Origin of the sequence: Ruminococcus bromii (genome assembly GCF_002834225.1) — a bacterium.
GTDB classification, from domain to species: Bacteria; Bacillota; Clostridia; order Oscillospirales; family Acutalibacteraceae; genus Ruminococcoides; species Ruminococcoides bromii.
Window position 1 is genome coordinate 77507 of sequence record NZ_NNSR01000073.1, and the last position, 20156, is coordinate 97662.

Consider the following 20156-nt stretch of genomic DNA (forward strand, 5'->3'; position numbering starts at 1 on the left):
CAAATCTATTGCAAATCAATTTTATTTGTGTTATTGTAAAATATATGTAAAGAATGCGTTGCCAAAGGTAAAATTTAGTGCAATTCGCTTGAAATAATCCGTTTCGTATTTTATACTTAATCAGATATATTAAATTGGGTTATATATCAGTTTTTATGGTGGTGAATTATATGTCAAATTCAAAAAACAACAATAAAAAAGCATCCGAAAAAGCAAAGCTTATGTCAAAATGGCAAAAGATGCCTTATACTAACAGAGAATTAAGCTGGGTTGACTTTAATGCAAGAGTGCTTGAAGAGGCGTTCAAAAAGACCAACCCAATTATGGAAAGATGCAACTTCCTTTCAATTACGGCGTCGAACCTTGACGAATTTTTTATGGTTCGTGTTGCAGGTGTGCTTGACCAGATTCATCACGGCAGAACAAGCCGTGACGCATCGGGCATGACTCCTACAGAGGTTATGGACGGACTTGTTGAAAAAATTCACGAGTTTGCCAAAAAGCAGTACAGCTGTTACAACCGTTCAATAATTCCGTCACTTCGTTCGGCAGGCATTGTGTTCAAAGAGGCTGACGAGCTTGACGGCGACCAGAAAGCGTTTGTTGAGGAATACTTTGAAAAAGTAGTTTTCCCCGTATTGACGCCTATGGCTGTCGATACAAGCCGTCCGTTTCCGATGCTTGCAAACAAAAGCCTTAACATTGCTGTTCGCCTTACAAATGCCGAGAATGAAGAATTTTTCGCATTGGTTCAGGTTCCGTCAATTCTTCCGAGATTTCTTGAGCTTCCGACTCACGAGGGCAGAGCGTTTATTCTGCTTGAAAAAATAATCGCAATGCACCTCGGCGAGCTTTTTGAGCTTTACAACATTAAGCAGTACGATCCTTTCAGAATCACCCGAGATTCCGACCTTGACATTGACGAGGATACCGAGGATCTTATGGCTGAAATTAAAAAGTCAATCAGAAAGCGTAAGAGAGGAGAACCTGTTCGTCTTGAATTCGGCAAGAAATGCAACCGAGAAATTCGTGAATTTCTTGTTGACGCTCTCGATGTTACGGAGCGTGAAATCTACTTTCAGAGAGGTCCTCTTGACCTTACATTCCTTTCAAAATTTGCTCATATTAAGGGCTGTGAGGATATGTGCTTTGAACCAATCGTTCCCGTAAATCCGCCTGCGGAATTCTGCGGTTATGACGATATTTTTGAGGCTATCCGTGAAAAGGACAGACTTGTGCATCATCCTTATGAAAGCTTTGATGTTGTGGTTGATTTTGTCAAAAAGGCGGCAACCGATCCGAATGTTCTTGCCATCAAGCAAACCTTGTACCGTGTCAGCGGAAATTCACCGATTGTTGCGGCTCTTATCAAGGCGGCTGAAAACGGCAAGCAGGTAACTGTTCTTGTTGAACTCAAGGCGAGATTTGACGAGGAAAACAACATTCAGTGGGCAACAAAGCTTGAAAAGGCGGGCTGTCATGTAATTTACGGTCTTACAGGACTTAAAACTCACTGCAAAATCTGTCTTGTAGTAAGAAAAGACAAGGACGGAATCAGAAGATATTTGCATATGGGTACGGGTAACTATAACGACAGTACGGCGAGATTCTATACCGATATCGGTATGTTCACCTGCCGTGAAGAATACGGTGTTGACGCATCATCACTCTTTAATGTATTGACAGGTTACTCAACTCCGCCTGAATACAACAAATTTATCGTTGCACCTCACGGAATGCGTCCGTTCTTTGAGGCTATGATTATTCAGGAAACCGAGAACGCAAAGCTCGGACTTCCGGCCAAAATTACCGCAAAGGTGAACTCGCTTGTTGATCCTGAAATCATCAGCCTTTTGTACGATGCGTCAAATGCAGGCGTAAAAATTGACCTCATCGTAAGAGGTATCTGCTGTCTTGTTCCGGGAGTCCATGGATTCAGCGAGAACATCAGAGTAGTTTCAATTGTCGGTCAGCTTTTGGAGCATAGCCGAATATTCATATTTGAAAACAATTCAAATCCGCTTTATTATATGGGAAGTGCCGACTGGATGCCGAGAAACCTCGACAGACGAGTTGAGCTTGTGTTCCCTGTTGAGGACGAGGATATCAAAAAGCGTGTGCAGGAGGTTATCACGGTTTCATTTAAGGATACCGTAAATGCACGCCAACAGCTTTCAACAGGTGTATATAAGTCTGTTGACAAGCGCGGCAAGCATAAGATGAATTGTCAGAAATTCTTTTCAAAGCTTGCGTTAAAGGCTCAAAAGCAGGCAATGAAAAAAACATATGCGAGCACTGTCGGAACTCCGATTGTACCCGTTGAAGTGAAAAAGGAGGACTCCGAACAATGAAAAGAGTAGGCATTTTAACAAGCGGCGGTGATTGTCAGGGACTTAACGCAACAATCCGTGCCGTTGCAAAAACACTTTATAATCAGCTTGGCAATGATGTTGAAATCATCGGCATTATTGACGGCTACAGAGGTCTTATCTACGGCGAAACAAGAAAGATGAAACCCGAGAATTTTTCGGGTATTCTCACAATGGGCGGTACGATTCTCGGCACATCAAGACAGCCGTTCAAGCTTATGCGTGTTGTTGACGAGAACAGCGTTGACAAGGTTGAGGCTATGAAGAAGAACTACAAAAAGCTTGGTCTTGACTGTCTTGTTGTACTCGGTGGCAACGGAACTCAAAAAACCGCAAATCTTCTTCGTGAAGAGGGACTCAATGTGGTTTCACTTCCTAAGACAATCGACAACGACCTTTGGGGTACAGACAAGACATTCGGCTTTCAGAGTGCCGTTGACATTGCAACAAATGTAATCGACTGTATCCATTCAACCGCAACATCTCACGGCAGAGTTTTCATTATTGAGGTTATGGGACATAAGGTTGGCTGGCTCACCCTTTATGCAGGTATTGCAGGCGGTGCGGATATTATCCTTATCCCCGAAATTCCGTACGACATCAACTCGGTTGTAAAGACAATCAAGTCAAGAACCGCAGGCGGTAAGAACTTTTCAATTCTTGCAGTTGCCGAGGGTGCAATTTCAAAAGAAATTGCAGCTTTGCCTAAAAAGCAGAGAAAAGCTGCTGTTGCAGAGATGAAATATCCGTCAATTTCCTATCAGATTGCCCACGATATTGAGGAGGCAACAGGTCAGGAAACAAGGGTTACAGTACCGGGTCACTTCCAGAGAGGCGGCAGTCCCGATGCCTATGACCGAGTGATTTCAACTCGTTTCGGCGTTAAAGCCGCAGAGCTTATTATCAATAAAGACTACGGCAAAATGGTTGCCCTTGTAAATAATAAGGTAGTTGCCGTTCCGCTTAAGGACATCGCAGGCAAGCTCAAGAGCGTTCCGAAAGACAGCGAGGTTGTTGAAACAGCAAGAAAAATGGGCATCAGCTTTGGCGAATGATTTTCACCTTTTGGTTGACATATGCCTTTGTTATGATAAAATGATATGAAGTTCAGATTTCACGAAAGGGAGTGTTACTGTGAACGGTAATAAGCCGATTGAACAGATAATAGAAAATGCTGCCGCATCAGTTGAAATGGAAGGCTATACCATTGACAGCAAAAGCAAAGAATGGTGTCAAAAATTACTGCGTAACGAAATCACAATGCAGGAATATATTTCACTCGTTAAGAAAAAAGCAGGAGTTAAGGCTTAATGGCATACAATGTTAATTCACTTACAGATGATTGTTATCCAAACACTTTATGCTTAATAAATAAATTTGATATAAGAGATGAAGAACAGTTATCTGCGATAGAAGCCGATATTACATTTGCAAAATCATCTGAATGGGAACGCAATCCATTGCTTGAAAGTTTTGATTTTAATCACTACAAAGCTATCCATAAGTTTTTATTTGAAGATTTGTATTCTTGGGCTGGTGAATTGCGAAGTATTGACATCTCAAAAAAAGGAACTTCATTTTGCAGTGCATATAATCTTGAAGAAATGTGTAGAAAGAGTTTTGACTATCTCAAATCAAAACATTTGTTTATAAATTTAGATAAAATAGAGTTTGTTGATGAAATAGTCGATTTTTACTGCACAACAAATATGCTACACCCATTTAGAGAGGGAAACGGCAGAACACAAAGATTATTTATTTCGCAGTTGATACGGCACAACGGTTATGACTTTAACTTTTCGAATATTGACACAGACGAGTTAATGATAGCAACAATTCATTCCGCTAACGGTGTTACAGATTTTTTAAGAGATATATTTTTAAAAAATATAAGGTAGTGTAAGGTGTTCCATGAACAGAGATGTAATTTTAAACTATGCCCTTAGCACATACGGAACAGAACCCGAATATCCGTGGGAGAACAGTCCCGATAATGCGGTTCTGCGGAATATGATGTCGGGCAAATGGTACGCAATAGTTATGCGTGTCAAAAGGCAGATTTTAGGGCTTGACGGTGAGGGCTTTATTGATGTGATGAATGTCAAGTGCGACCCGATTCTTGTCGGCTCACTCAGATTAAAAAACGGATTTCTGCCTGCCTATCATATGAACAAGGACAAGTGGATAAGTATTTTGCTTGACGGCTCTGTGAGCAAGGAAGAAATCTTTCCGCTGATTGACGAAAGCTACAGCCTTGTTATGCCAAAGGCTAAAAAACGCTCAAAAATTTGACATAATAATCAAATCGGAAAATCGGTTTTGCAATCGGTTTTCCGACTTTTTGTTGTTTGAGCATTAAATGTGTGCAGAAAAATTGTCTGAAATCTTGCAATGAACGCTTGCTTTTGCTATAATCGTAGTATATGTATGAAAATGTGTGCCACGCAAAACGAACGGGGTATTAAATATGAAGTCAGATTTTAAGAAAATTTTTAGGAAAAGAATACTTCCGACCTTGCTTGCGGTTCTTGCACTGTCGGTTTGTTCAATAACAGCCTTTGCGGTAGGAGAGGACGATCCGCAGGTCCCCGACTCACAGTCAGAGCCTGTTGTGACGGAGTATGTTCCCGATGAAACCGAACCGCAATACACAGAGCCTGTTTATACCGAGCCTGTTTACACCGAAGCGCCTACGACCGAGTATGTTGCGCCCGAAACGGAAGAACCCACAACTGAGTATGTTCAGCCTGAAACAACAGAAGCTCCGGTACAGGAAGAAACACAGTATCAGAATCAGTATGTTGAAACTCAGGCACCCGATTCAACGGAATTTCAGGCGCCGACAATCGCAAAAACAGTCAGCGAAAAAAAGTATTCCACAAGCTACACGGCGGGAATTGTTTCGTGGATTTGCGTAGGTCTTGGGATAGTTGTAATTGCGGTTGTGATGATCAGCACAAAAGTCGGTGCAAGAAAAAGAATAAGGTAACAGCATTAAATGTGTAAAAATAAAAATATGAACAATCTCAACATCGGCGGCGTTTCGCTGAAATCCCACGCAGTTCTCGCACCCATGGCAGGTGTAAGCGACAGGGCTTACCGTGAGCTTTGCGTAAGATTCGGTGCGGCATACTGCGTAAGCGAAATGGTCAGCTCAAAGGCGCTTTCTTTCAACAGTAAAAAGAGCGAGGAGCTGATGGAAATTTCAGACTTGGAGCGTCCCTGCGGAATCCAGATTTTCGGTGATGACCCGAAATGTATGGCTGATGCCGCAAAGCACGCACTTGAAAACAAACCTGATATAATTGACATCAATATGGGATGCCCTGCTCCAAAGATAAGCTCAAACGGCAGCGGAAGTGCATTGATGAAAAATCCTCGGCTTTGCGGAGAAATCGTCAAGGCTGTGACAGCCGTTACCGACACCCCCGTAACCGTAAAAATCCGCAAGGGTTGGGACGATGACAGCGTAAATGCCGTTGAAGTTGCAAAAATCTGCGAATCGGCAGGTGCGGCGGCAATCACCGTTCACGGCAGAACAAGACAGCAGTATTACAAGCCTCCCGTTGATTACGGTATCATAAGGGCTGTAAGAGAATCCGTCAGCGTTCCCGTAATAGCAAACGGCGACATCGACAGTGCCGAAAAGGCAAAGGAGGTTATGGACATCACGGGCTGTGACCTTGTTATGATCGGCAGGGCAACGCTCGGAAATCCGTGGATTTTCTCGCAGATTAACGCATACCTTGAAAACCCGAATGTTAAAATTCACACTCCCGACCTTGAAGAAAGGCTCGGTGTAATGATTGAACATATCGGCAAAATGGTTGAATACAAGGGTGAGCATATGGCAATGCTTCAGGCAAGAAAACTTGTAGTCGGCTATTTCAAAGGCATGAAGGGTGCGGCAGCTTTGAGAAACGAAGCAGGAAAAATTAAAACGCTTGATGATTTGTACGAATTAAGGCAAAAAGCCCTTTCGCTGCAATGACATAAATTCAAACAGGATACACAGTATTCTAAAATAAAAATATAAGGGGAATGTAACAATGAGTGAAAAAACAAATATCGCTACTCTTGATTACCTCAACGAGTACGATCCCGCAATCGGTAACGCAATGACAGACGAGCTTAAAAGACAGCGCAGAAACCTTGAACTTATCGCAAGTGAAAACATCGTTTCTCCGGCAGTTATGGCTGCAATGGGCAGCCTGCTCACAAACAAATATGCCGAGGGTTATCCGGGAAAGAGATACTACGGCGGTTGTCGGTGCGTTGATGTAGTTGAAGAAATTGCCCGTCAGCGTGCGTGTGAGCTTTTCGGTGCCGAACACGCAAATGTTCAGCCTCACTCAGGCGCTCAGGCTAACACAGCGGTATATTTTGCAATGCTTAATCCAGGTGATACGGTAATGGGTATGAACCTTAACGAAGGCGGTCACCTTACACACGGTTCACCTGTTAATATTTCAGGTAAATACTTCAATTTTGTTCCATACGGTGTTGATCCCGAAACGCACAGAATTGATTATGATAAGGTTCTTGAAATTGCAAAGGAATGCAAGCCTAAGATGATTGTTGCAGGTGCGTCTGCTTACCCAAGAATCATTGATTTTGCAAAGCTCCGTGAGATTGCCGACGCAGTAGGCGCATATCTTATGGTCGATATGGCTCACATCGCAGGTCTTGTTGCCGCAGGTGTTCATCCGAACCCTGTTCCGTATTGTGAGTTCGTTACAACAACAACACACAAAACTCTCCGCGGTCCTCGCGGCGGTCTTATCCTCTGCCGTGAAGAATTTGCAAAGCAGATTGACAAGGCTATCTTCCCCGGTACACAGGGCGGTCCTCTTATGCACATCATCGCCGCAAAAGCTGTTTGCTTCGGCGAGGCATTAAAGCCTGAGTTCAAGGAGTACGGCAAAAAGATTGTTTCTAACTGTAAGGCTCTTGCAGACGGACTTCTCAAGAGAGGCAACAAGCTTGTTTCAGGCGGTACGGACAACCATGTTCTTCTTATGGATCTCCGTGACACAGATGTAACCGGCAAGGAGCTTGAGGCTCGTCTTGACGATTGCTACATCACAGTAAATAAGAACACAATTCCGGGCGAACCTCGTTCACCGTTCGTAACAAGCGGTGTAAGAATCGGTACTGCCGCTGTTACAACAAGAGGTCTTAACGAGGAAGATATGGACAAGATTGCCGAGTACATCACCCTCGTTCTTAACGACTATGAAAACAGCAAGGAAAAGGTTAGAGCAGGCGTTGAAGAAATCTGCAAAAAATATCCGCTCTACGAGTAATTTTTTTCAATAGCGCAGTAATACCGTAACCGTTTTTCTGCGGATTTTAATAAAAATTATGTGGCTGTGAAAAAACAGCCTTACAAAAACAGGAAGGCACATAACCGAGAACGATGACGGTTATGTGCCTTTTGCACGGATTTTATTATGCTAAAGCATATGAGTATAAAATTCCCTAATCACGGAAAAATGTGGGATAATCAAAAGTAAATATTGAAAAAGAGCATAGGAAGCTCCAAAATTGTAGTTGAAGAGACAAACAATGAAGGAGAGAAACCTATGCTCTATTTAGATGATATCGAAGCCAAATTTGAAAGTCAAGGATTTAAAGGAACACATATAGGAATCAACCCTAATAAAGATAAAAGCGTACTGTTTTTGGAGAGCTTAAGATCAACGCAGACAGTCCGGTGCCCTTATTGTGGAGGCAGTGTATGCATTTATGAAAACGGACATCTGCGTTGTAAATAGATGTGACCCAATTTGTGCAAAAAAGCCGTTCTATGGTACAGCGTTTTTGTCCGCCTTTGTCAAGAAAAGTGTGTAAGTTTTAAAAATCATAAATTGAATTCCTAATCATAAATAATATTACAATAATTCAGTAGGCGAAATTTAAATTATACTCAATTTCCTATGATTTATAAACCATAATATATTGTTACACTATAAATGTATCAAAAAACGGCTTAAACACTGTTGTTTAAGCCGTTTTTGCTTGGCAGGGGCAGAAGGACTCGAAGCGGAATGGGGATTTAATCAAATGTTATTTAATCACCCACACTGTTATATAGTTTTATATTCTGTTTTTGGATTGGAAATCAGATACCCCTGCATAATAGTATAGATCATAATGTAAAATCATTTTGGTATAATTTTGGTAGAAAAATGGTAGAAGAATTGCCCGCTGAATTATTCTGAAACAGGAGTTTGAATTATGAGAGATACATATCATATTTACCTCACAGCAGAGGAACGTAGAGTCGTTATCAACAGCCTGATTGAATTGAGAAACGATCTCATTTCACGAGGTAAGTACACCGACATCATAGATGAACTCATAATCAAGTTCACTAAAGCTAAAGTCAAGAAAATCAAGATTAAGGAGGTCTAATAATGGAGATTACATATACAATGCAGGGCGACTATTTGCTGCCGAACTTAACACTGCCCGAACAGGATAGCCGTCCGATCGGCTTGTGGGGACAACAACACCTTCGCTATATAAAACGAAGTCGCCCGATTCTCTACACCAACCTGCTCACTAAATGCAAGCTGAATGAGTATCTTGCTGACATTGATGAACAGGCGCAGAAGATGTACGACGAGCTTGTGCAGGCTTTCGCAAAGGAAGAAGGCTGCACCGAACAACTCAAAGCAACAGACCAGTTGCTGTGGGTACGCAATATGAATAATGCTGTTCAGCGAGCGAGAGAAGTTGTGAACGCTGAAATAATCTATAATTAACACAAATGCCGATGTGGTTCTTAATTGAATTACATCAGCTTTTGTTTTTTAGGTGATTTTCTAAAAGCGTATTCTTATTTATCTTTCAGTTCAATCGAAATATCTATGCCAAGTGCGTCAAATATTCTTATTAAAGTATCAAGAGAGATATTTTGACGTCCGCTTTCAATGCGACAGATATTTGAGCGGTGCATTCCGGTAAGTTTAGCCAGTTGCGTTTGAGAAAACCCTTTTTCGAGCCTTACTTGAGCTATTTTTGATATAATTGCTTGACGCTTTTTAACTACATCATCACTTGTTCTGATATGAATCACCTCGCCGAATTGTTATCATATATGATAACAGCATAATGGTTAAACACAAACTTTCTTCATACAGAAATACAAAACTGTAACCGAAAAGTAGAATCATTCAAAAAGATTGACGATATTTGAACTTGACTTTTTTGCGTATCGAAGCGTTTGATAAGCACCGCCGCTCTTATGCGTAACGCAGAAAACGCACAAATCGGAACGGTCAACCATTGCTCTGTTTCGGATTTGAATAGCAGATTTCGGGTGAGCATTAGCGGATTGCTCGCAGACCTCAACAGAATCGTAGTAGTTATCATAGCATTTCCTGTTCTTGATATAATCCGATTTCAGATAAGGCATAACCCAAGTGACAGAGCAGTTGGCTGTATCCAAGTGCTTTCTGCAACGTCGAATTGCAGAGGTAACAAGTTGGTCAAACTCGCCGTCACGTCCGACGAGAAATTCGACATATTCGTGTTCATTAAGCAACTTATCTATTAGCCGTTCAATCCTTTGTTCAACTATCCTAAAATCATCTATCTGACGATGCCCGAAAAAGCAAACCGTATAAACTGAAAACATAATAATCTCCTTTGTGGGATATATCGTAAATTATAACACATAATCTTTATAATTGCGATATATCCCACACGATTTATCGCACATTTTTGTAGAATTGAATTACGATAAATCGCAAAGGAGAAGGCTATGAGAACAAAAGAAGCTGTTGCGCAGCGCATTTTGGAGCTGTGCCGTGAGAGAAACATTGCTGTCAATGCCCTTGCAAATATTTCAGGCGTGTCGCCGTCAACCATATACAGTATGCTCAATCAAAAGAGCCAGAATCCGGGCGTGGTGTCCATCAAGAAAATCTGCGACGGTTTGGAAATCACTGTTCGACAATTCTTTGACAGCCCGCTGTTTGATGAAACCGAACAAGAGATAAAATAAAACGAGCGTGTAAGCAGGAGTTATAGTTGCTTACACGCTTTTTGATTTTAGCAAATAATTTATGTATTATCTATTTCAGAATTGATTTTTAATGGTTTCCATTTTTCAGTAAATTCAATTATTTGATTAAGATTAGAGAGAATTGTATTAAACCCAGAAATAAAATCATCCTCAATTGCTATAAAATTGTCTCTTAATGAATGTAATTCAGAGTTAGCTTCATCAATTGATTTTTGTGCGTAAAAGTCCAGTTTTTCTTCGTTGGCATCATATATATTTTTTGTTTGTAAAATGTTAAGCGCTTCTTTTTCTTCATCAAAATCGACTAAAGAGAATAATTCACCGCCATATGAAATTGCTGATTTAAACCATTCTATATCAATGTTATTTGAAAGTTCTTTTATTATTTCTAACTCTGTATTATACTCTTCATTACTTTCATCATAAGTATCATCCAATGCGTCAGGTATTCTTTCCAATTCCTCAAATAATAAATATAGTGAATGCAACTGATCAGTTGTAATGTTTATTGTATCAGCCAATGTTAATTTGGTTCGGTTATAGTCCGTAAATAGATTGACAAGCATATCATTATAAACGCATTGAAACTTCTCTAAAAGAAATAAAATAAAGAGGCGAAATGCACTAAATGTTTCGTCATAATATGAAAGCGAGTCTTTTACTATTTCAGCAAAAAAATCCGAATAGAGATTTCTTATAAAAGCTCTATCTTCAATAATAACACCAGTTTCAATACTTTTAGCACTTTCATTTGAAAAATTAGCCGAACCGATATAAACAATATTTTCTGTACCTATTATTTTTGCGTGATTATGTAAATTGAAAAACGCAGAGAACCCCGCAGAATAATTATCGGAATTTAATTTTGAAATATAAGCTTTTATATTCTTCTGTGCATTTAACCGCATTCTTCGCCCTGCTTCAGAATCATAGTAATATTCCATTCGAGAGGGAATGTTTGTAATTATCTGAATATCCGCATTTGTATCTGATAACGCTGAAAGCAAAGTATCATTTTTGTAGTTTCCCGAAATATTGTATGTCAAAATTCGGATAGTATTAGCTCTTTGAAAATCTTCAAGAACTTGTTTATAGTTTAATTCTCCGGGATTTGATACAAAGGTACCTTTAGTAAAAGAAAGTTCCATATTTTTCCTCTAATCAATACACTATTCCACAAACCATTTTTCCGATATTCTTGCGCTGTTACTATCGGTTTCCGGTGAAGCTATAGCGAATCGAGTTAATGTCGGTAGGTTAATTGCTGTTCCGAAAACAAGAGCGGTTCCCGTTTGAAGGTAAGTAAGCCTATCCAGAATACCTCTATTAATGTAGGGTACCATTTTGGAGATGTACTGTAAATCATCAGGATTCTGAACGCGATGAATAATAAAATTACTGCATTGAGACACAACTGTTTTTGACAACTCACTTGGTCGTTGCGAAGAAATGCCCATCAATAATCCGTATTTTCTACCTTCTTTGGCAATCCGCTCAAATACGTTAAAGCCAAAGGAATTATTGTTGCCATCATTTTTCACGAAACGATGAGCTTCTTCAACAATCAGATTAATTGGCATTTCTGCTTTTTGCTTAAGTTTCCTAACGTAGTCTAATATAATTTTTGATAATACTTTAGCAATAACTTCACTCGAAGAATCATCCAACATACTTATATCAATATCGAGGATTTGATTATCTCCGATAAGTGATTTTATGTAATCATTTATCGAAGTATATTCTGTTTTTGTAAACAGTTTTCCTTGCGATCCTTCTATTATTGCTTGAAGCCTGGTAAGCAAGGTCGATGTGTATTCTTGAATACGTTGTGAACTTATACTTCCTTCGTATAGTGTTGCAAATTTCACAGCTTCTGAAAACTGTTTTAAATCAAAAGGAACAAGTTTTTTTATTCCCAAGTTGTTATCAACATCGCTTTTAATAAATTGATCACAATAATTTATTAGTGCTTGTTGAAGCTTCATTTCTCCATATGATACCTCAAGTAATTGATTTAATTGTTTGTGGACTTCATCTACTGTTTTTGTAAGTTTAAACTCGTTTGTTGCAAATTGAGCCAGAATAGCTCTTATTTTATCTGCTTTAGAAGGTGAAGAATCGGAACTATTCAAAATCCCGAGTACAGTTGAAGCTAAGATATGGTTTTTAACTTCATCGTCATTGCAATCAGGATCATAGAATACTTTTGCAATATCCATTGCACGATACAATACAGGGATTTGTGTTTTTTCCGAGGCGTGTAACAATATTGCCCAATCATCTGCCGAAAGAGCCCAAACCGGTATTTCAAAATGGTTTTCTGTTTCCGTGTCACACGAAAAACATTTGCATTTTATATCGGCGTTGAATTCATTGATTGATTCAAATGCTCGGTTGTATTCCCCATTTGAATCAAAAATAATAAACTTGGCTCCTTTTGCGGAATACTCTCTTTTCAGAAATATATTTTGAATTATCCTTGCAATTGTATTTGATTTACCTGCGCCTGTATTTCCAAATACTGCGAAATGAAACCCAAAAAACCTATCAATGTTTATATTGACAGGATAATCAGGGAATACAACTGATTGTCCGATTCTGAGTGAGCGGAGTCTTGTGTTGACACCTTCAACTATTTCTTCCTCTGATTCTCCTACATCAAGCATTACCTGTAAGTCTGATTGATGAATAATGCTTATCTCTGAATAAATATGGGGTGGCTTTGATACACCAAAGCAAAATGAATCATCTGTTATTTCACCAATTAAACTCAAAGCCACCAATCTTGTACCGTTTGGTTTGCTAAGCTCTTTATTGGTAAACAGATTCTTTTCTTCAACAGATACAATTTCAGCTATGATTTTTCTATCGATTTCATTAATTGAAACATATGAACCTATTTCACCAATAAATCTAATTCCGTCAATTGTACTTATGTAGTTATTTACACTGTCATACAATTCCGCTATTATTTTATAGGTATCAATAGAAATAATTCTGCCAATACTGCTGGTACCCATTATTTGTCCTCCGATAAAGACTCAAATTCTTTTATAGCTGCTACTCCGTCTGTAAGCTCCATTTCTTCTTGGATGGATTCTTCAATATCAGGCATTAGTTCTTTAACAAAGTTTTTAAAGTAATGAATCTTGTTATCAGAATTAATAACGATAATACGTTTATCATTCAATTCGATAAGTTTTTTAATATTTGTACCGCTACCTAAAACAATTAGTTTGAACGAAGGATTTGAAAGACTGTTAAGAATTATTCTGTTTATATGGTCATCTGAGAAGCTATACCCTAAAGTAACTAATACAGAATTATTCTTAACTAATTCTTGTTGCATATTTCTCATTAAGTCTGAATAAGGTGTCATTAAAGTTGAACGATCTTTTTGAGGAGTAGGATAAATCAACACCCTTTCTTCAACACAAGAATCGACAGGCTTTTCGAATACTTCATTGTTTTCAACTACCCAATTTATAGATCCGTGAATCTTATATAGATTAAAGAATGAAGAAACACGTCCCCACACATCTTTATGCAAATTCATATTTTCAACATAGACATAATTATATACGTTTGGATTGAATTTGCGAATGCAAGAACCTGAAAAACCATTGTTATAATAAAACCCTAAAGAATCTAATGCTTGCTCATTAAATAAATCATAGTTTGTAGTGAAAATGTTAATTGGTTGCCTACGGCTGGGCTGAACCAATTTCAAATAAAACGATTTGTAATAATCTAAAACACTTTTGCAATTTTGTCCGTTAATAATTTTATCTACAATGTGCTTTTGTACAGCTTTAATCTTCTCATCTATTCTCTCATCTGTCTTGACTAAATAGTTAGTCATTTTTATTGAGAGCATTGTATCTAACATAGATTCAAGATTATTATCAAACTTATCTTTGGGATCAATGCCGGCAATATCAAAATCCGGATTTCCCTCAAAGAACGATTTATATAATCCATTCATAATTGGTATTGCCAATTCTTTTCCATCTTCAACATTACTTGAGCAACCGCATCCGATTAAAAAATTAAGGTTTTCAGTTTGCAAATACTGAGCAAATGATTTTTTTGCTTCATCTATATCACACTCTCTATGATTGTCACCTTTGTAAATAGAAATAGTATCGCTCATACTATACTCCTCTATAAGCTATAAATCTGTTTCGCTGTCTTTTTAATGATTGGTACGCAAACGGAATTGCCGATTTGTTTGTATGCGCTTTTCAGTGGTATATTGGCAATTTTAAATTCTTCCGGAAATCCCATTAACGCCAAACACTCATAAGGTGTAATGGTACGGATTCCGTAGTTATCCTTTATTATAGGTACTCGGTCATACCAAGTGCCCATATTTGCTTTTAGGGTAAAGCAAATACCGTCTTTGCCGGATTGTATCCCATAGTCCGAAAAACGATATATTTGATTATCGTCGGTGATTGCTTTAGCCATTTTGTTGTGTTTTGGGCTGTTCTCAGAAAGATAGTAACTGTCATCAGCCTTGACGGATTTATCAATAATATCAAAAACTCGTTTTTCCAACTTAACCATTTCAGGGAAACGATAGGATTCACATCGCTCAACATCACGAAATGCAAGAATATAAGTCCTTGTGCGATGTTGAGGAATACCGTAATCACAAGCGTCGACAACCAAATAACGCAGATAATACCCTCTCGATACCAACTCATTATGAATTACGTTGAAAGTGCGTCCTTTGTCGTGTTCGACAAGATTTGCGACATTCTCAAGGAAAATTATCTTAGGCTCAATAGCGTCAGCGATCCGCATTATCTCAAAGAACAGATTACCTCTATCGTCCCCGAATCCTTTCTGATTTCCGCAAACAGAAAATGGTTGACAGGGGAATCCTGCTGTTATAATATCAACGTTTTCAAGTTTAGCAGCATCAAGCTTGCGAAGATCTCCCTCAAATAGTTTCGTTTCGGGAAAGTTCAGTTTGTAAGTTTTACAAGCGTCTCTGTCAATTTCGTTTGCCCAAAGAATATCAAATCCCGCCTGTTGAAATCCGAGATCAATTCCGCCAATCCCTGCGAATAAACTGCCGACTTTCATTATCTGATTTTTGTGTTAAATCTTACGGAGACGTTAAGCGGCAAATAATAATCACCATCTATCTTTTCAATGCGACTCCAAACATATTTGTCGGCACTTACATACTCAAAGTGCGTATTGCGGTAGAGATAGTCACGGAAGGCTTCTCTGTCGTTGGAATGGTAGCAAAGAACATCGCCGTCATCCATAACGGAAATATATCCTCCGTTTACCTGTTCTTTTCCGTCCCACGGCTTTCCTGCGGTCATACCGGTAAATCCTGCCATAAGAAAGTCCTTTATGGCTTTTTCATAGTAGATGTGAGTATTCGGCACTTTTAGAGGATTAGCTTGAATCATTCTTTCAACCGTTTCCATTACTTCATAATCTTTTGGTGAATCTATCAGCCTATCCTTTACACACCAAGCCATAATCTTGCTCATAGATTCTCTGATCAAGAAAAGATTATCGTTGTAAATCGGATTCTTTGTTTTTGAAAATTCCATTGTAATATTGTTTTGAAGCAGAAACTCTTTACACTTTGACCAGCCACGACCGCCTTTATCGGTTATAGCGTTAAAATCTTTCATTTTAGCTTCATCACAGCCTGATAATTTGTAAAGGAATTGAGAAGACGATCCTGCATTAAACAAAGTTGGATTGTGACCGAATTTAGATTTAATAGAGAAACCCATAACAGATACAATAGATGTCTGTCCGTCTCTAACCTCAATGAAAATATCGTTCTTTCCGCCGAATTGTTTTTTCAACGCTTTTACCGCCGGTGCTTTGGGCTTGCTGACATAGATTACTTGTGCAAAATCACAAACGCTGTCGGGAGCAGGAACAGAACTGCCCTTCGCATCTTTAATTCCCGTGAAAAGCAATCGTGCGTTTTCTTCAAACTCTTTTGTAGGAATCGTTTCCAATACGTTATCAGATTTCTGTTCCTTTATGACCACAACAGAATTTGCTTCGTCAATTATGTATTCCAATACCTGCGTAGCTATTTCCTGCCTAATAACTTTTAATACATCTAAGTAGCTTTGGTAGTTCTTTTGGAGTAGCTTGTTAGCGGTGTATAATCTTCCTTCTCCCAAGAGCTTCAGCATTACATAGAATTCAGCCCATTCGCCTTTATTCAGCTTTTTGCCTTTAATTGATTCTACCATCTAAAACCATCCTTATCTTTTCGGCAATAGCTTCGATAACATTAACAGTTACACTGTTACCGAGTTGCTTATACAAATGTGTATCTGCCAACGGTAAAACGAAATCATCGGGATAACCTTGTAATCTCGCCCACTCACGAGGTGTCATTTTACGAATGCCATAAGGGTTAATTTCGCCCTTGATATGTGTGGTTGGAACAAGATTTTTTTGCCGGTTATCTACAACAAGATTTCTTTCCCTACCCATACCGCCGCAAACAATAGCGCCTGCAACGTCGCTCCAATCTCTGATTTCAAAACCAAAGCCGTTTCCTTTTGCTTCGTGACGTTTTTTGTGGGCGACAAGGGTATCTAAATACGTTGTGCTGAGATAATACTTCGCCGGCACCGGTTCCTCTTCACGAATATTCCAAAGCTCCTGTGTGGTGTCTGTCGGTTCCGGAAATTCAAAAGTTTTCGGTGCAATATCATTGCGGAAAGCAATCAGATAAATGCGCTCTCTGTTTTGAGGAACACCGAAGTCTTTGCTGTTAAGTATTTTGTCAAATACTTTATATCCTAAATCCTCAAAGGTTTTTCTGATAATTTTATATGTACGTCCTCTGTCGTGAATAGTTAATCCCTTCACGTTCTCACAAAAAATCACCTTTGGCTTATGGTAATCACAGATACGAGCCACATCAAGAAACAATGTGCCTCTGCAAGTGCCTTTATAGTCATCATCAAATCCCTGCTTACGGCCGGCCATACTAAACGCTTGACACGGGAAACCGGCAAGACAGATATCAAACTCAGGAATTTGACTTTCATCTATTTTTGTAATATCTCCGGCGATTTCAAAATTATCGTCAAAATTTGCCCGGTAGGTTTCCTGTGCCTTTTCGTCCCATTCGCTAACGAACACGGTTTCTATCTCATCCTTGAAAGCACGGTCGAAACCTAAACGGATTCCGCCTATGCCGGCAAACAAATCAATTGATTTATAAACCATAATTCTTACTCCATTTAATATCCGATAATCAATATTCCTTTTAAAGGAATAGAAAACTTATTACTGGCATACATAGCATCAAAAAATTCGCAGACTTTTTTGTAGTCGTCATTCTTTCTGTACAGTAATCTTACTGCGATGCATAGATAGTCGGCGTCGTCCATACAACACGATTCAAAGAAGTCTTTCAGAAACTGATAGTTTGTTACTGCTCTGCCGGCTTCAACTTCAATAACAATATTATTACATGGATTAAATGCATCTGCTTCAAAGTTTAGTGATGGTTTACCGCATTCGCCGTATAATACAGGCATTTTGATCTTATCTTCGTCACGCTTACTTTTTTCAACGGAATATCCAATTTCTTCAAGTCCGTTTGCTATCGAATGCAATACTTCATCGCTTTTTAATTTGTGTTCAGACGAATTAATATGATTGTTGTTACGATTAAATACATCAATAACATTAAGTAAGTCATCTGTTATTCTTTGGTTTCTCGGAAAATATGACCACTTCATTTTATACTCCTAACAGCTGCTTCTATTTTATCGGCACAGCCTAACAAGTCTTTTTTGATCTCATTACCCCAAAATCTTAATACTATCCATCCCTCGGATGTGAGCTTTTCGGTTACCTCACGATCACGTTGCATATTCTTTTCGATTTTAGGTATCCAAAAATCACGATTGGACTTAATCTCTTTGTTTTTGTTTTCCCAATCATATCCGTGAAAAAACTCGCTGTCACAGAATACGGCAACCTTTTTGCCGATAAAGGCTATATCGGGTTTCCCGTAAACGGTTTTAGCGTTTTTTCTGTATCGTAAACCTCTGTGCCACAATTCTTTTTGCAGCATTGTTTCGATTTTGGAGCCTTTGTTTTTTACCGCTTTCATATTACGGCGACGTTGCTCCGGAGTATGATTGTCCATCCGTGTCACTTCTTGTCAGTTTATCTTTTTATTTTATCATATTTGAATTGTCTTATCAACCTTTAAACATGATGATTTTACGTCTGCTTTCAGCAGGCGTTATTTTTTTGCAAAAATTTTTGAAACAGACTTAAAAAATGACCTTTCCCATTGGGTATAGGTGAAGGGGCAAATATTTTTATAAATATTTTTCTCGATAGGGTGTATATTTTGCAGGACTTTTTTGCATTAAGGGTGAGGGGATAATTTTTTATCGAATACATCTTTTCATGAACAAGTGAGGAAAAATGTTAGTTTGGGGTTGCAAAATACCCCTTCCCATTCCAAATAAGTGAAGGGTTTTTGAAAAAGTTTCAAAAAAGACTTCAAAAATGACCTCTCTCATTAGGTATAAGTGAGAGAAAATAATTTTTTCTCAAAATGGGGTAACAAAATCCGCTCCCCAGTGGGTAATAGTGAAGGGGATTTTTTAAAACTGAATATTGTACAAAAACAGGGTGATGAATTTGTGCAAAGCTATAAAAATAAAAAAGTTTCCTTATTAGGGTTCGTTTTTTTCCTCTCCCAGTGGGGATAAGTGGAGGGGTTAATATGCGACTCGTTGTACTGCGCAAAAATCGAATAGCTCTTTTGTGCAAAACGCAGATTTAGTAAAGAATTATTGATAACCCCCCCGAAAGGTCTCATTTTGTCCATATAAGTGAAAGGCTTTTTGAAAGGAAGTGATGCCCACCGAAGCAAACCTACAATTGAATAGCTGCCAAGCGAAGGATAAACCGCCACGACCTCTACGGATCGAGCGCAGCCGGAAGGCTGACGGCACAGCGTCGAGCAGGATTGCCTGTCAGGAAAGTACGCTTTGGCAGTGCTGACACACAACATACAGTTTGATGTCACGCTTTTAAGTTCTCACAAGCCGCTCTGTATGCGTCCTCTGAGCGATGAAACGCCCGAAGGGTAGTAATTATATTACCAACCGCATTTTCAGACTTATTAAGCGTGACAGTGTTAGATGTCTGATGATATTTGAGAAAACCAACACAATAGAACATTGCACAAAAACACAACCTCGCTTTTGTGCAAAACGCAGATTTATCAAAGAACTTTTGAAAAACACCCTGCCAAAAGGCTTCATTTTGTCCATATAAGTGAAGGGCTTTTTCTAAACAAAAAATTGCACAAAAACAATACACCGAATTTATGCAAAGCTACAAAATTAAAAAAATTGTCCAATTATGGTTAATTTTTGAACGCTCCCATTCCCTTATATATGGAGGACAAAAACAAAACTGAATAATCAACAAAAACCGAATAGCTCTTTTAAAAAACAGATTTTTCAAAAACTTTTTTTGAAAAAGGCTTATATTTGCCCCGACTTTTTTGCGTATAGGGTGAAGGGCATTTTTGGAAGGAGGCGATGTCCACAAAAATAAACCTACAACTGAATAGCTGCCAAGCGAAGGATAAACCGCCACGACCTCTACGGAGCGAGCGCAGCCGGAAAGCTGACGACACAGCGTCGAGCAGGATTGCCTGTCAGGAAAGTACGCTTTGGCAGTGTGACACATAACATACAGTTTGATGT

23 protein-coding genes are annotated in these 20156 nt (G+C 38.9%); 13 read left to right on the forward strand and 10 right to left on the reverse strand.

The features are described from left to right. Positions 1-170 precede the first annotated feature (170 nt). The 11 genes from RBATCC27255_RS09115 (at position 171) to RBATCC27255_RS09155 (ending at position 9139) form a co-directional block, all read left to right on the forward strand. A complete protein-coding gene (locus RBATCC27255_RS09115; protein ID WP_101029702.1) occupies positions 171-2351 on the forward strand; it encodes an RNA degradosome polyphosphate kinase in 2181 nt (726 codons plus the stop codon). Next, positions 2348-3424: a 6-phosphofructokinase gene (locus tag RBATCC27255_RS09120; protein WP_101029703.1), complete on the forward strand. Its 1077-nt coding sequence runs from the start codon at positions 2348-2350 to the stop codon at positions 3422-3424. Before RBATCC27255_RS09115 ends, RBATCC27255_RS09120 begins: the two co-directional genes overlap by 4 nt. 79 nt (positions 3425-3503) lie before the next feature. Then, positions 3504-3680, forward strand: a complete 177-nt coding sequence (locus RBATCC27255_RS10495; RefSeq protein ID WP_169923314.1) for an antitoxin VbhA family protein — start codon at positions 3504-3506, stop codon at positions 3678-3680. Then, positions 3680-4267, forward strand: a complete 588-nt coding sequence (locus tag RBATCC27255_RS09125) for a Fic/DOC family protein (RefSeq protein ID WP_101029704.1) — start codon at positions 3680-3682, stop codon at positions 4265-4267. The genes RBATCC27255_RS10495 and RBATCC27255_RS09125 overlap by 1 nt, the downstream gene beginning before the upstream one ends. A 13-nt stretch (positions 4268-4280) precedes the next feature. Beyond that, on the forward strand, positions 4281-4661 hold the full coding sequence (locus RBATCC27255_RS09130; protein ID WP_101029705.1) for an MmcQ/YjbR family DNA-binding protein: 381 nt from the start codon (positions 4281-4283) through the stop codon (positions 4659-4661). A gap of 175 nt (positions 4662-4836) precedes the next feature. Then, positions 4837-5358, forward strand: coding sequence for a hypothetical protein (locus tag RBATCC27255_RS09135; RefSeq protein WP_101029706.1), 522 nt, complete (start codon positions 4837-4839; stop codon positions 5356-5358). A 9-nt stretch (positions 5359-5367) separates the two neighbouring features. Continuing rightward, complete coding sequence (gene dusB / locus RBATCC27255_RS09140; protein WP_101029707.1) at positions 5368-6360, forward strand: tRNA dihydrouridine synthase DusB; 993 nt, start codon at positions 5368-5370, stop codon at positions 6358-6360. 58 nt (positions 6361-6418) lie between these two features. Then, a complete protein-coding gene (locus RBATCC27255_RS09145; protein ID WP_101029708.1) occupies positions 6419-7675 on the forward strand; it encodes a serine hydroxymethyltransferase in 1257 nt (418 codons plus the stop codon). A 213-nt stretch (positions 7676-7888) separates the two neighbouring features. After that, complete coding sequence (locus RBATCC27255_RS10500) at positions 7889-8146, forward strand: hypothetical protein (RefSeq protein ID WP_169923315.1); 258 nt, start codon at positions 7889-7891, stop codon at positions 8144-8146. 463 nt (positions 8147-8609) lie between these two features. Next, the gene (locus RBATCC27255_RS10505; protein ID WP_169923316.1) at positions 8610-8786 is read left to right on the forward strand and encodes a hypothetical protein; all 177 of its coding nucleotides are present in this window, start codon (positions 8610-8612) and stop codon (positions 8784-8786) included. Positions 8787-8788: 2 nt separating this feature from the next. Then, positions 8789-9139, forward strand: a complete 351-nt coding sequence (locus tag RBATCC27255_RS09155; protein WP_101029710.1) for a TnpV protein — start codon at positions 8789-8791, stop codon at positions 9137-9139. Positions 9140-9213: 74 nt separating this feature from the next. On the opposite strand, the gene RBATCC27255_RS09160 is transcribed toward RBATCC27255_RS09155, so the two are convergent. After that, on the reverse strand, positions 9214-9453 hold the full coding sequence (locus tag RBATCC27255_RS09160; RefSeq protein ID WP_101029711.1) for a helix-turn-helix domain-containing protein: 240 nt from the start codon (positions 9451-9453) through the stop codon (positions 9214-9216). A 93-nt stretch (positions 9454-9546) separates the two neighbouring features. Further along, positions 9547-10014, reverse strand: coding sequence for a hypothetical protein (locus RBATCC27255_RS09165; protein WP_101029712.1), 468 nt, complete (start codon positions 10012-10014; stop codon positions 9547-9549). Positions 10015-10140: 126 nt separating this feature from the next. Here RBATCC27255_RS09165 and RBATCC27255_RS09170 point away from each other — a divergent pair, with 126 nt between their 5' ends. Continuing rightward, a complete protein-coding gene (locus tag RBATCC27255_RS09170; RefSeq protein ID WP_101029713.1) occupies positions 10141-10383 on the forward strand; it encodes a helix-turn-helix domain-containing protein in 243 nt (80 codons plus the stop codon). A 59-nt stretch (positions 10384-10442) separates the two neighbouring features. Here the strand turns inward: RBATCC27255_RS09170 and RBATCC27255_RS09175 are convergent, their stop codons facing one another. The 8 genes from RBATCC27255_RS09175 to RBATCC27255_RS09210 are packed head-to-tail and all read right to left on the reverse strand — an operon-like array spanning position 10443 to position 18571. Further along, positions 10443-11552 carry a phospholipase D-like domain-containing protein gene (locus tag RBATCC27255_RS09175; RefSeq protein WP_101029714.1) on the reverse strand — a complete coding sequence of 370 codons (1110 nt, stop codon included), beginning with the start codon at positions 11550-11552 and terminating at the stop codon, positions 10443-10445. Positions 11553-11573: 21 nt separating this feature from the next. Next, on the reverse strand, positions 11574-13424 hold the full coding sequence (locus RBATCC27255_RS09180; protein WP_101029715.1) for an ATP-binding protein: 1851 nt from the start codon (positions 13422-13424) through the stop codon (positions 11574-11576). After that, positions 13424-14557: an SIR2 family protein gene (locus RBATCC27255_RS09185; RefSeq protein WP_101029716.1), complete on the reverse strand. Its 1134-nt coding sequence runs from the start codon at positions 14555-14557 to the stop codon at positions 13424-13426. The genes RBATCC27255_RS09180 and RBATCC27255_RS09185 overlap by 1 nt, the downstream gene beginning before the upstream one ends. Positions 14558-14568: 11 nt before the next feature. After that, the gene (locus RBATCC27255_RS09190; RefSeq protein ID WP_101029717.1) at positions 14569-15498 is read right to left on the reverse strand and encodes a DNA cytosine methyltransferase; all 930 of its coding nucleotides are present in this window, start codon (positions 15496-15498) and stop codon (positions 14569-14571) included. Further along, positions 15498-16649, reverse strand: a complete 1152-nt coding sequence (locus RBATCC27255_RS09195) for an HpaII family restriction endonuclease (protein ID WP_101029718.1) — start codon at positions 16647-16649, stop codon at positions 15498-15500. Before RBATCC27255_RS09195 ends, RBATCC27255_RS09190 begins: the two co-directional genes overlap by 1 nt. Beyond that, positions 16633-17640 carry a DNA (cytosine-5-)-methyltransferase gene (dcm, locus tag RBATCC27255_RS09200; protein WP_101029719.1) on the reverse strand — a complete coding sequence of 336 codons (1008 nt, stop codon included), beginning with the start codon at positions 17638-17640 and terminating at the stop codon, positions 16633-16635. The genes RBATCC27255_RS09195 and dcm overlap by 17 nt, the downstream gene beginning before the upstream one ends. Before the next feature lie 14 nt (positions 17641-17654). Continuing rightward, positions 17655-18158, reverse strand: a complete 504-nt coding sequence (locus RBATCC27255_RS09205; protein WP_101029720.1) for a hypothetical protein — start codon at positions 18156-18158, stop codon at positions 17655-17657. Beyond that, the gene (locus tag RBATCC27255_RS09210) at positions 18155-18571 is read right to left on the reverse strand and encodes a very short patch repair endonuclease (RefSeq protein WP_101029721.1); all 417 of its coding nucleotides are present in this window, start codon (positions 18569-18571) and stop codon (positions 18155-18157) included. Before RBATCC27255_RS09210 ends, RBATCC27255_RS09205 begins: the two co-directional genes overlap by 4 nt. A gap of 394 nt (positions 18572-18965) precedes the next feature. Here RBATCC27255_RS09210 and RBATCC27255_RS10510 point away from each other — a divergent pair, with 394 nt between their 5' ends. Beyond that, the gene (locus RBATCC27255_RS10510) at positions 18966-19148 is read left to right on the forward strand and encodes a hypothetical protein (RefSeq protein ID WP_169923317.1); all 183 of its coding nucleotides are present in this window, start codon (positions 18966-18968) and stop codon (positions 19146-19148) included. Positions 19149-20156: the final 1008 nt, after the last annotated feature.

Coding starts and splice junctions, on each gene's coding strand:
- RBATCC27255_RS09115 (WP_101029702.1), top strand. CDS start 171: ATGTCAAATTCAAAAAACAACAATAAAAAAGCATCCGAAAAAGCAAAG.
- RBATCC27255_RS09120 (WP_101029703.1), top strand. CDS start 2,348: ATGAAAAGAGTAGGCATTTTAACAAGCGGCGGTGATTGTCAGGGACTT.
- RBATCC27255_RS09125 (WP_101029704.1), top strand. CDS start 3,680: ATGGCATACAATGTTAATTCACTTACAGATGATTGTTATCCAAACACT.
- RBATCC27255_RS09130 (WP_101029705.1), top strand. CDS start 4,281: ATGAACAGAGATGTAATTTTAAACTATGCCCTTAGCACATACGGAACA.
- RBATCC27255_RS09135 (WP_101029706.1), top strand. CDS start 4,837: ATGAAGTCAGATTTTAAGAAAATTTTTAGGAAAAGAATACTTCCGACC.
- dusB (WP_101029707.1), top strand. CDS start 5,368: ATGTGTAAAAATAAAAATATGAACAATCTCAACATCGGCGGCGTTTCG.
- RBATCC27255_RS09145 (WP_101029708.1), top strand. CDS start 6,419: ATGAGTGAAAAAACAAATATCGCTACTCTTGATTACCTCAACGAGTAC.
- RBATCC27255_RS10505 (WP_169923316.1), top strand. CDS start 8,610: ATGAGAGATACATATCATATTTACCTCACAGCAGAGGAACGTAGAGTC.
- RBATCC27255_RS09155 (WP_101029710.1), top strand. CDS start 8,789: ATGGAGATTACATATACAATGCAGGGCGACTATTTGCTGCCGAACTTA.
- RBATCC27255_RS09165 (WP_101029712.1), bottom strand. CDS start 10,014: ATGTTTTCAGTTTATACGGTTTGCTTTTTCGGGCATCGTCAGATAGAT.
- RBATCC27255_RS09170 (WP_101029713.1), top strand. CDS start 10,141: ATGAGAACAAAAGAAGCTGTTGCGCAGCGCATTTTGGAGCTGTGCCGT.
- RBATCC27255_RS09175 (WP_101029714.1), bottom strand. CDS start 11,552: ATGGAACTTTCTTTTACTAAAGGTACCTTTGTATCAAATCCCGGAGAA.
- RBATCC27255_RS09180 (WP_101029715.1), bottom strand. CDS start 13,424: ATGGGTACCAGCAGTATTGGCAGAATTATTTCTATTGATACCTATAAA.
- RBATCC27255_RS09185 (WP_101029716.1), bottom strand. CDS start 14,557: ATGAGCGATACTATTTCTATTTACAAAGGTGACAATCATAGAGAGTGT.
- RBATCC27255_RS09190 (WP_101029717.1), bottom strand. CDS start 15,498: ATGAAAGTCGGCAGTTTATTCGCAGGGATTGGCGGAATTGATCTCGGA.
- RBATCC27255_RS09195 (WP_101029718.1), bottom strand. CDS start 16,649: ATGGTAGAATCAATTAAAGGCAAAAAGCTGAATAAAGGCGAATGGGCT.
- dcm (WP_101029719.1), bottom strand. CDS start 17,640: ATGGTTTATAAATCAATTGATTTGTTTGCCGGCATAGGCGGAATCCGT.
- RBATCC27255_RS09205 (WP_101029720.1), bottom strand. CDS start 18,158: ATGAAGTGGTCATATTTTCCGAGAAACCAAAGAATAACAGATGACTTA.
- RBATCC27255_RS09210 (WP_101029721.1), bottom strand. CDS start 18,571: ATGGACAATCATACTCCGGAGCAACGTCGCCGTAATATGAAAGCGGTA.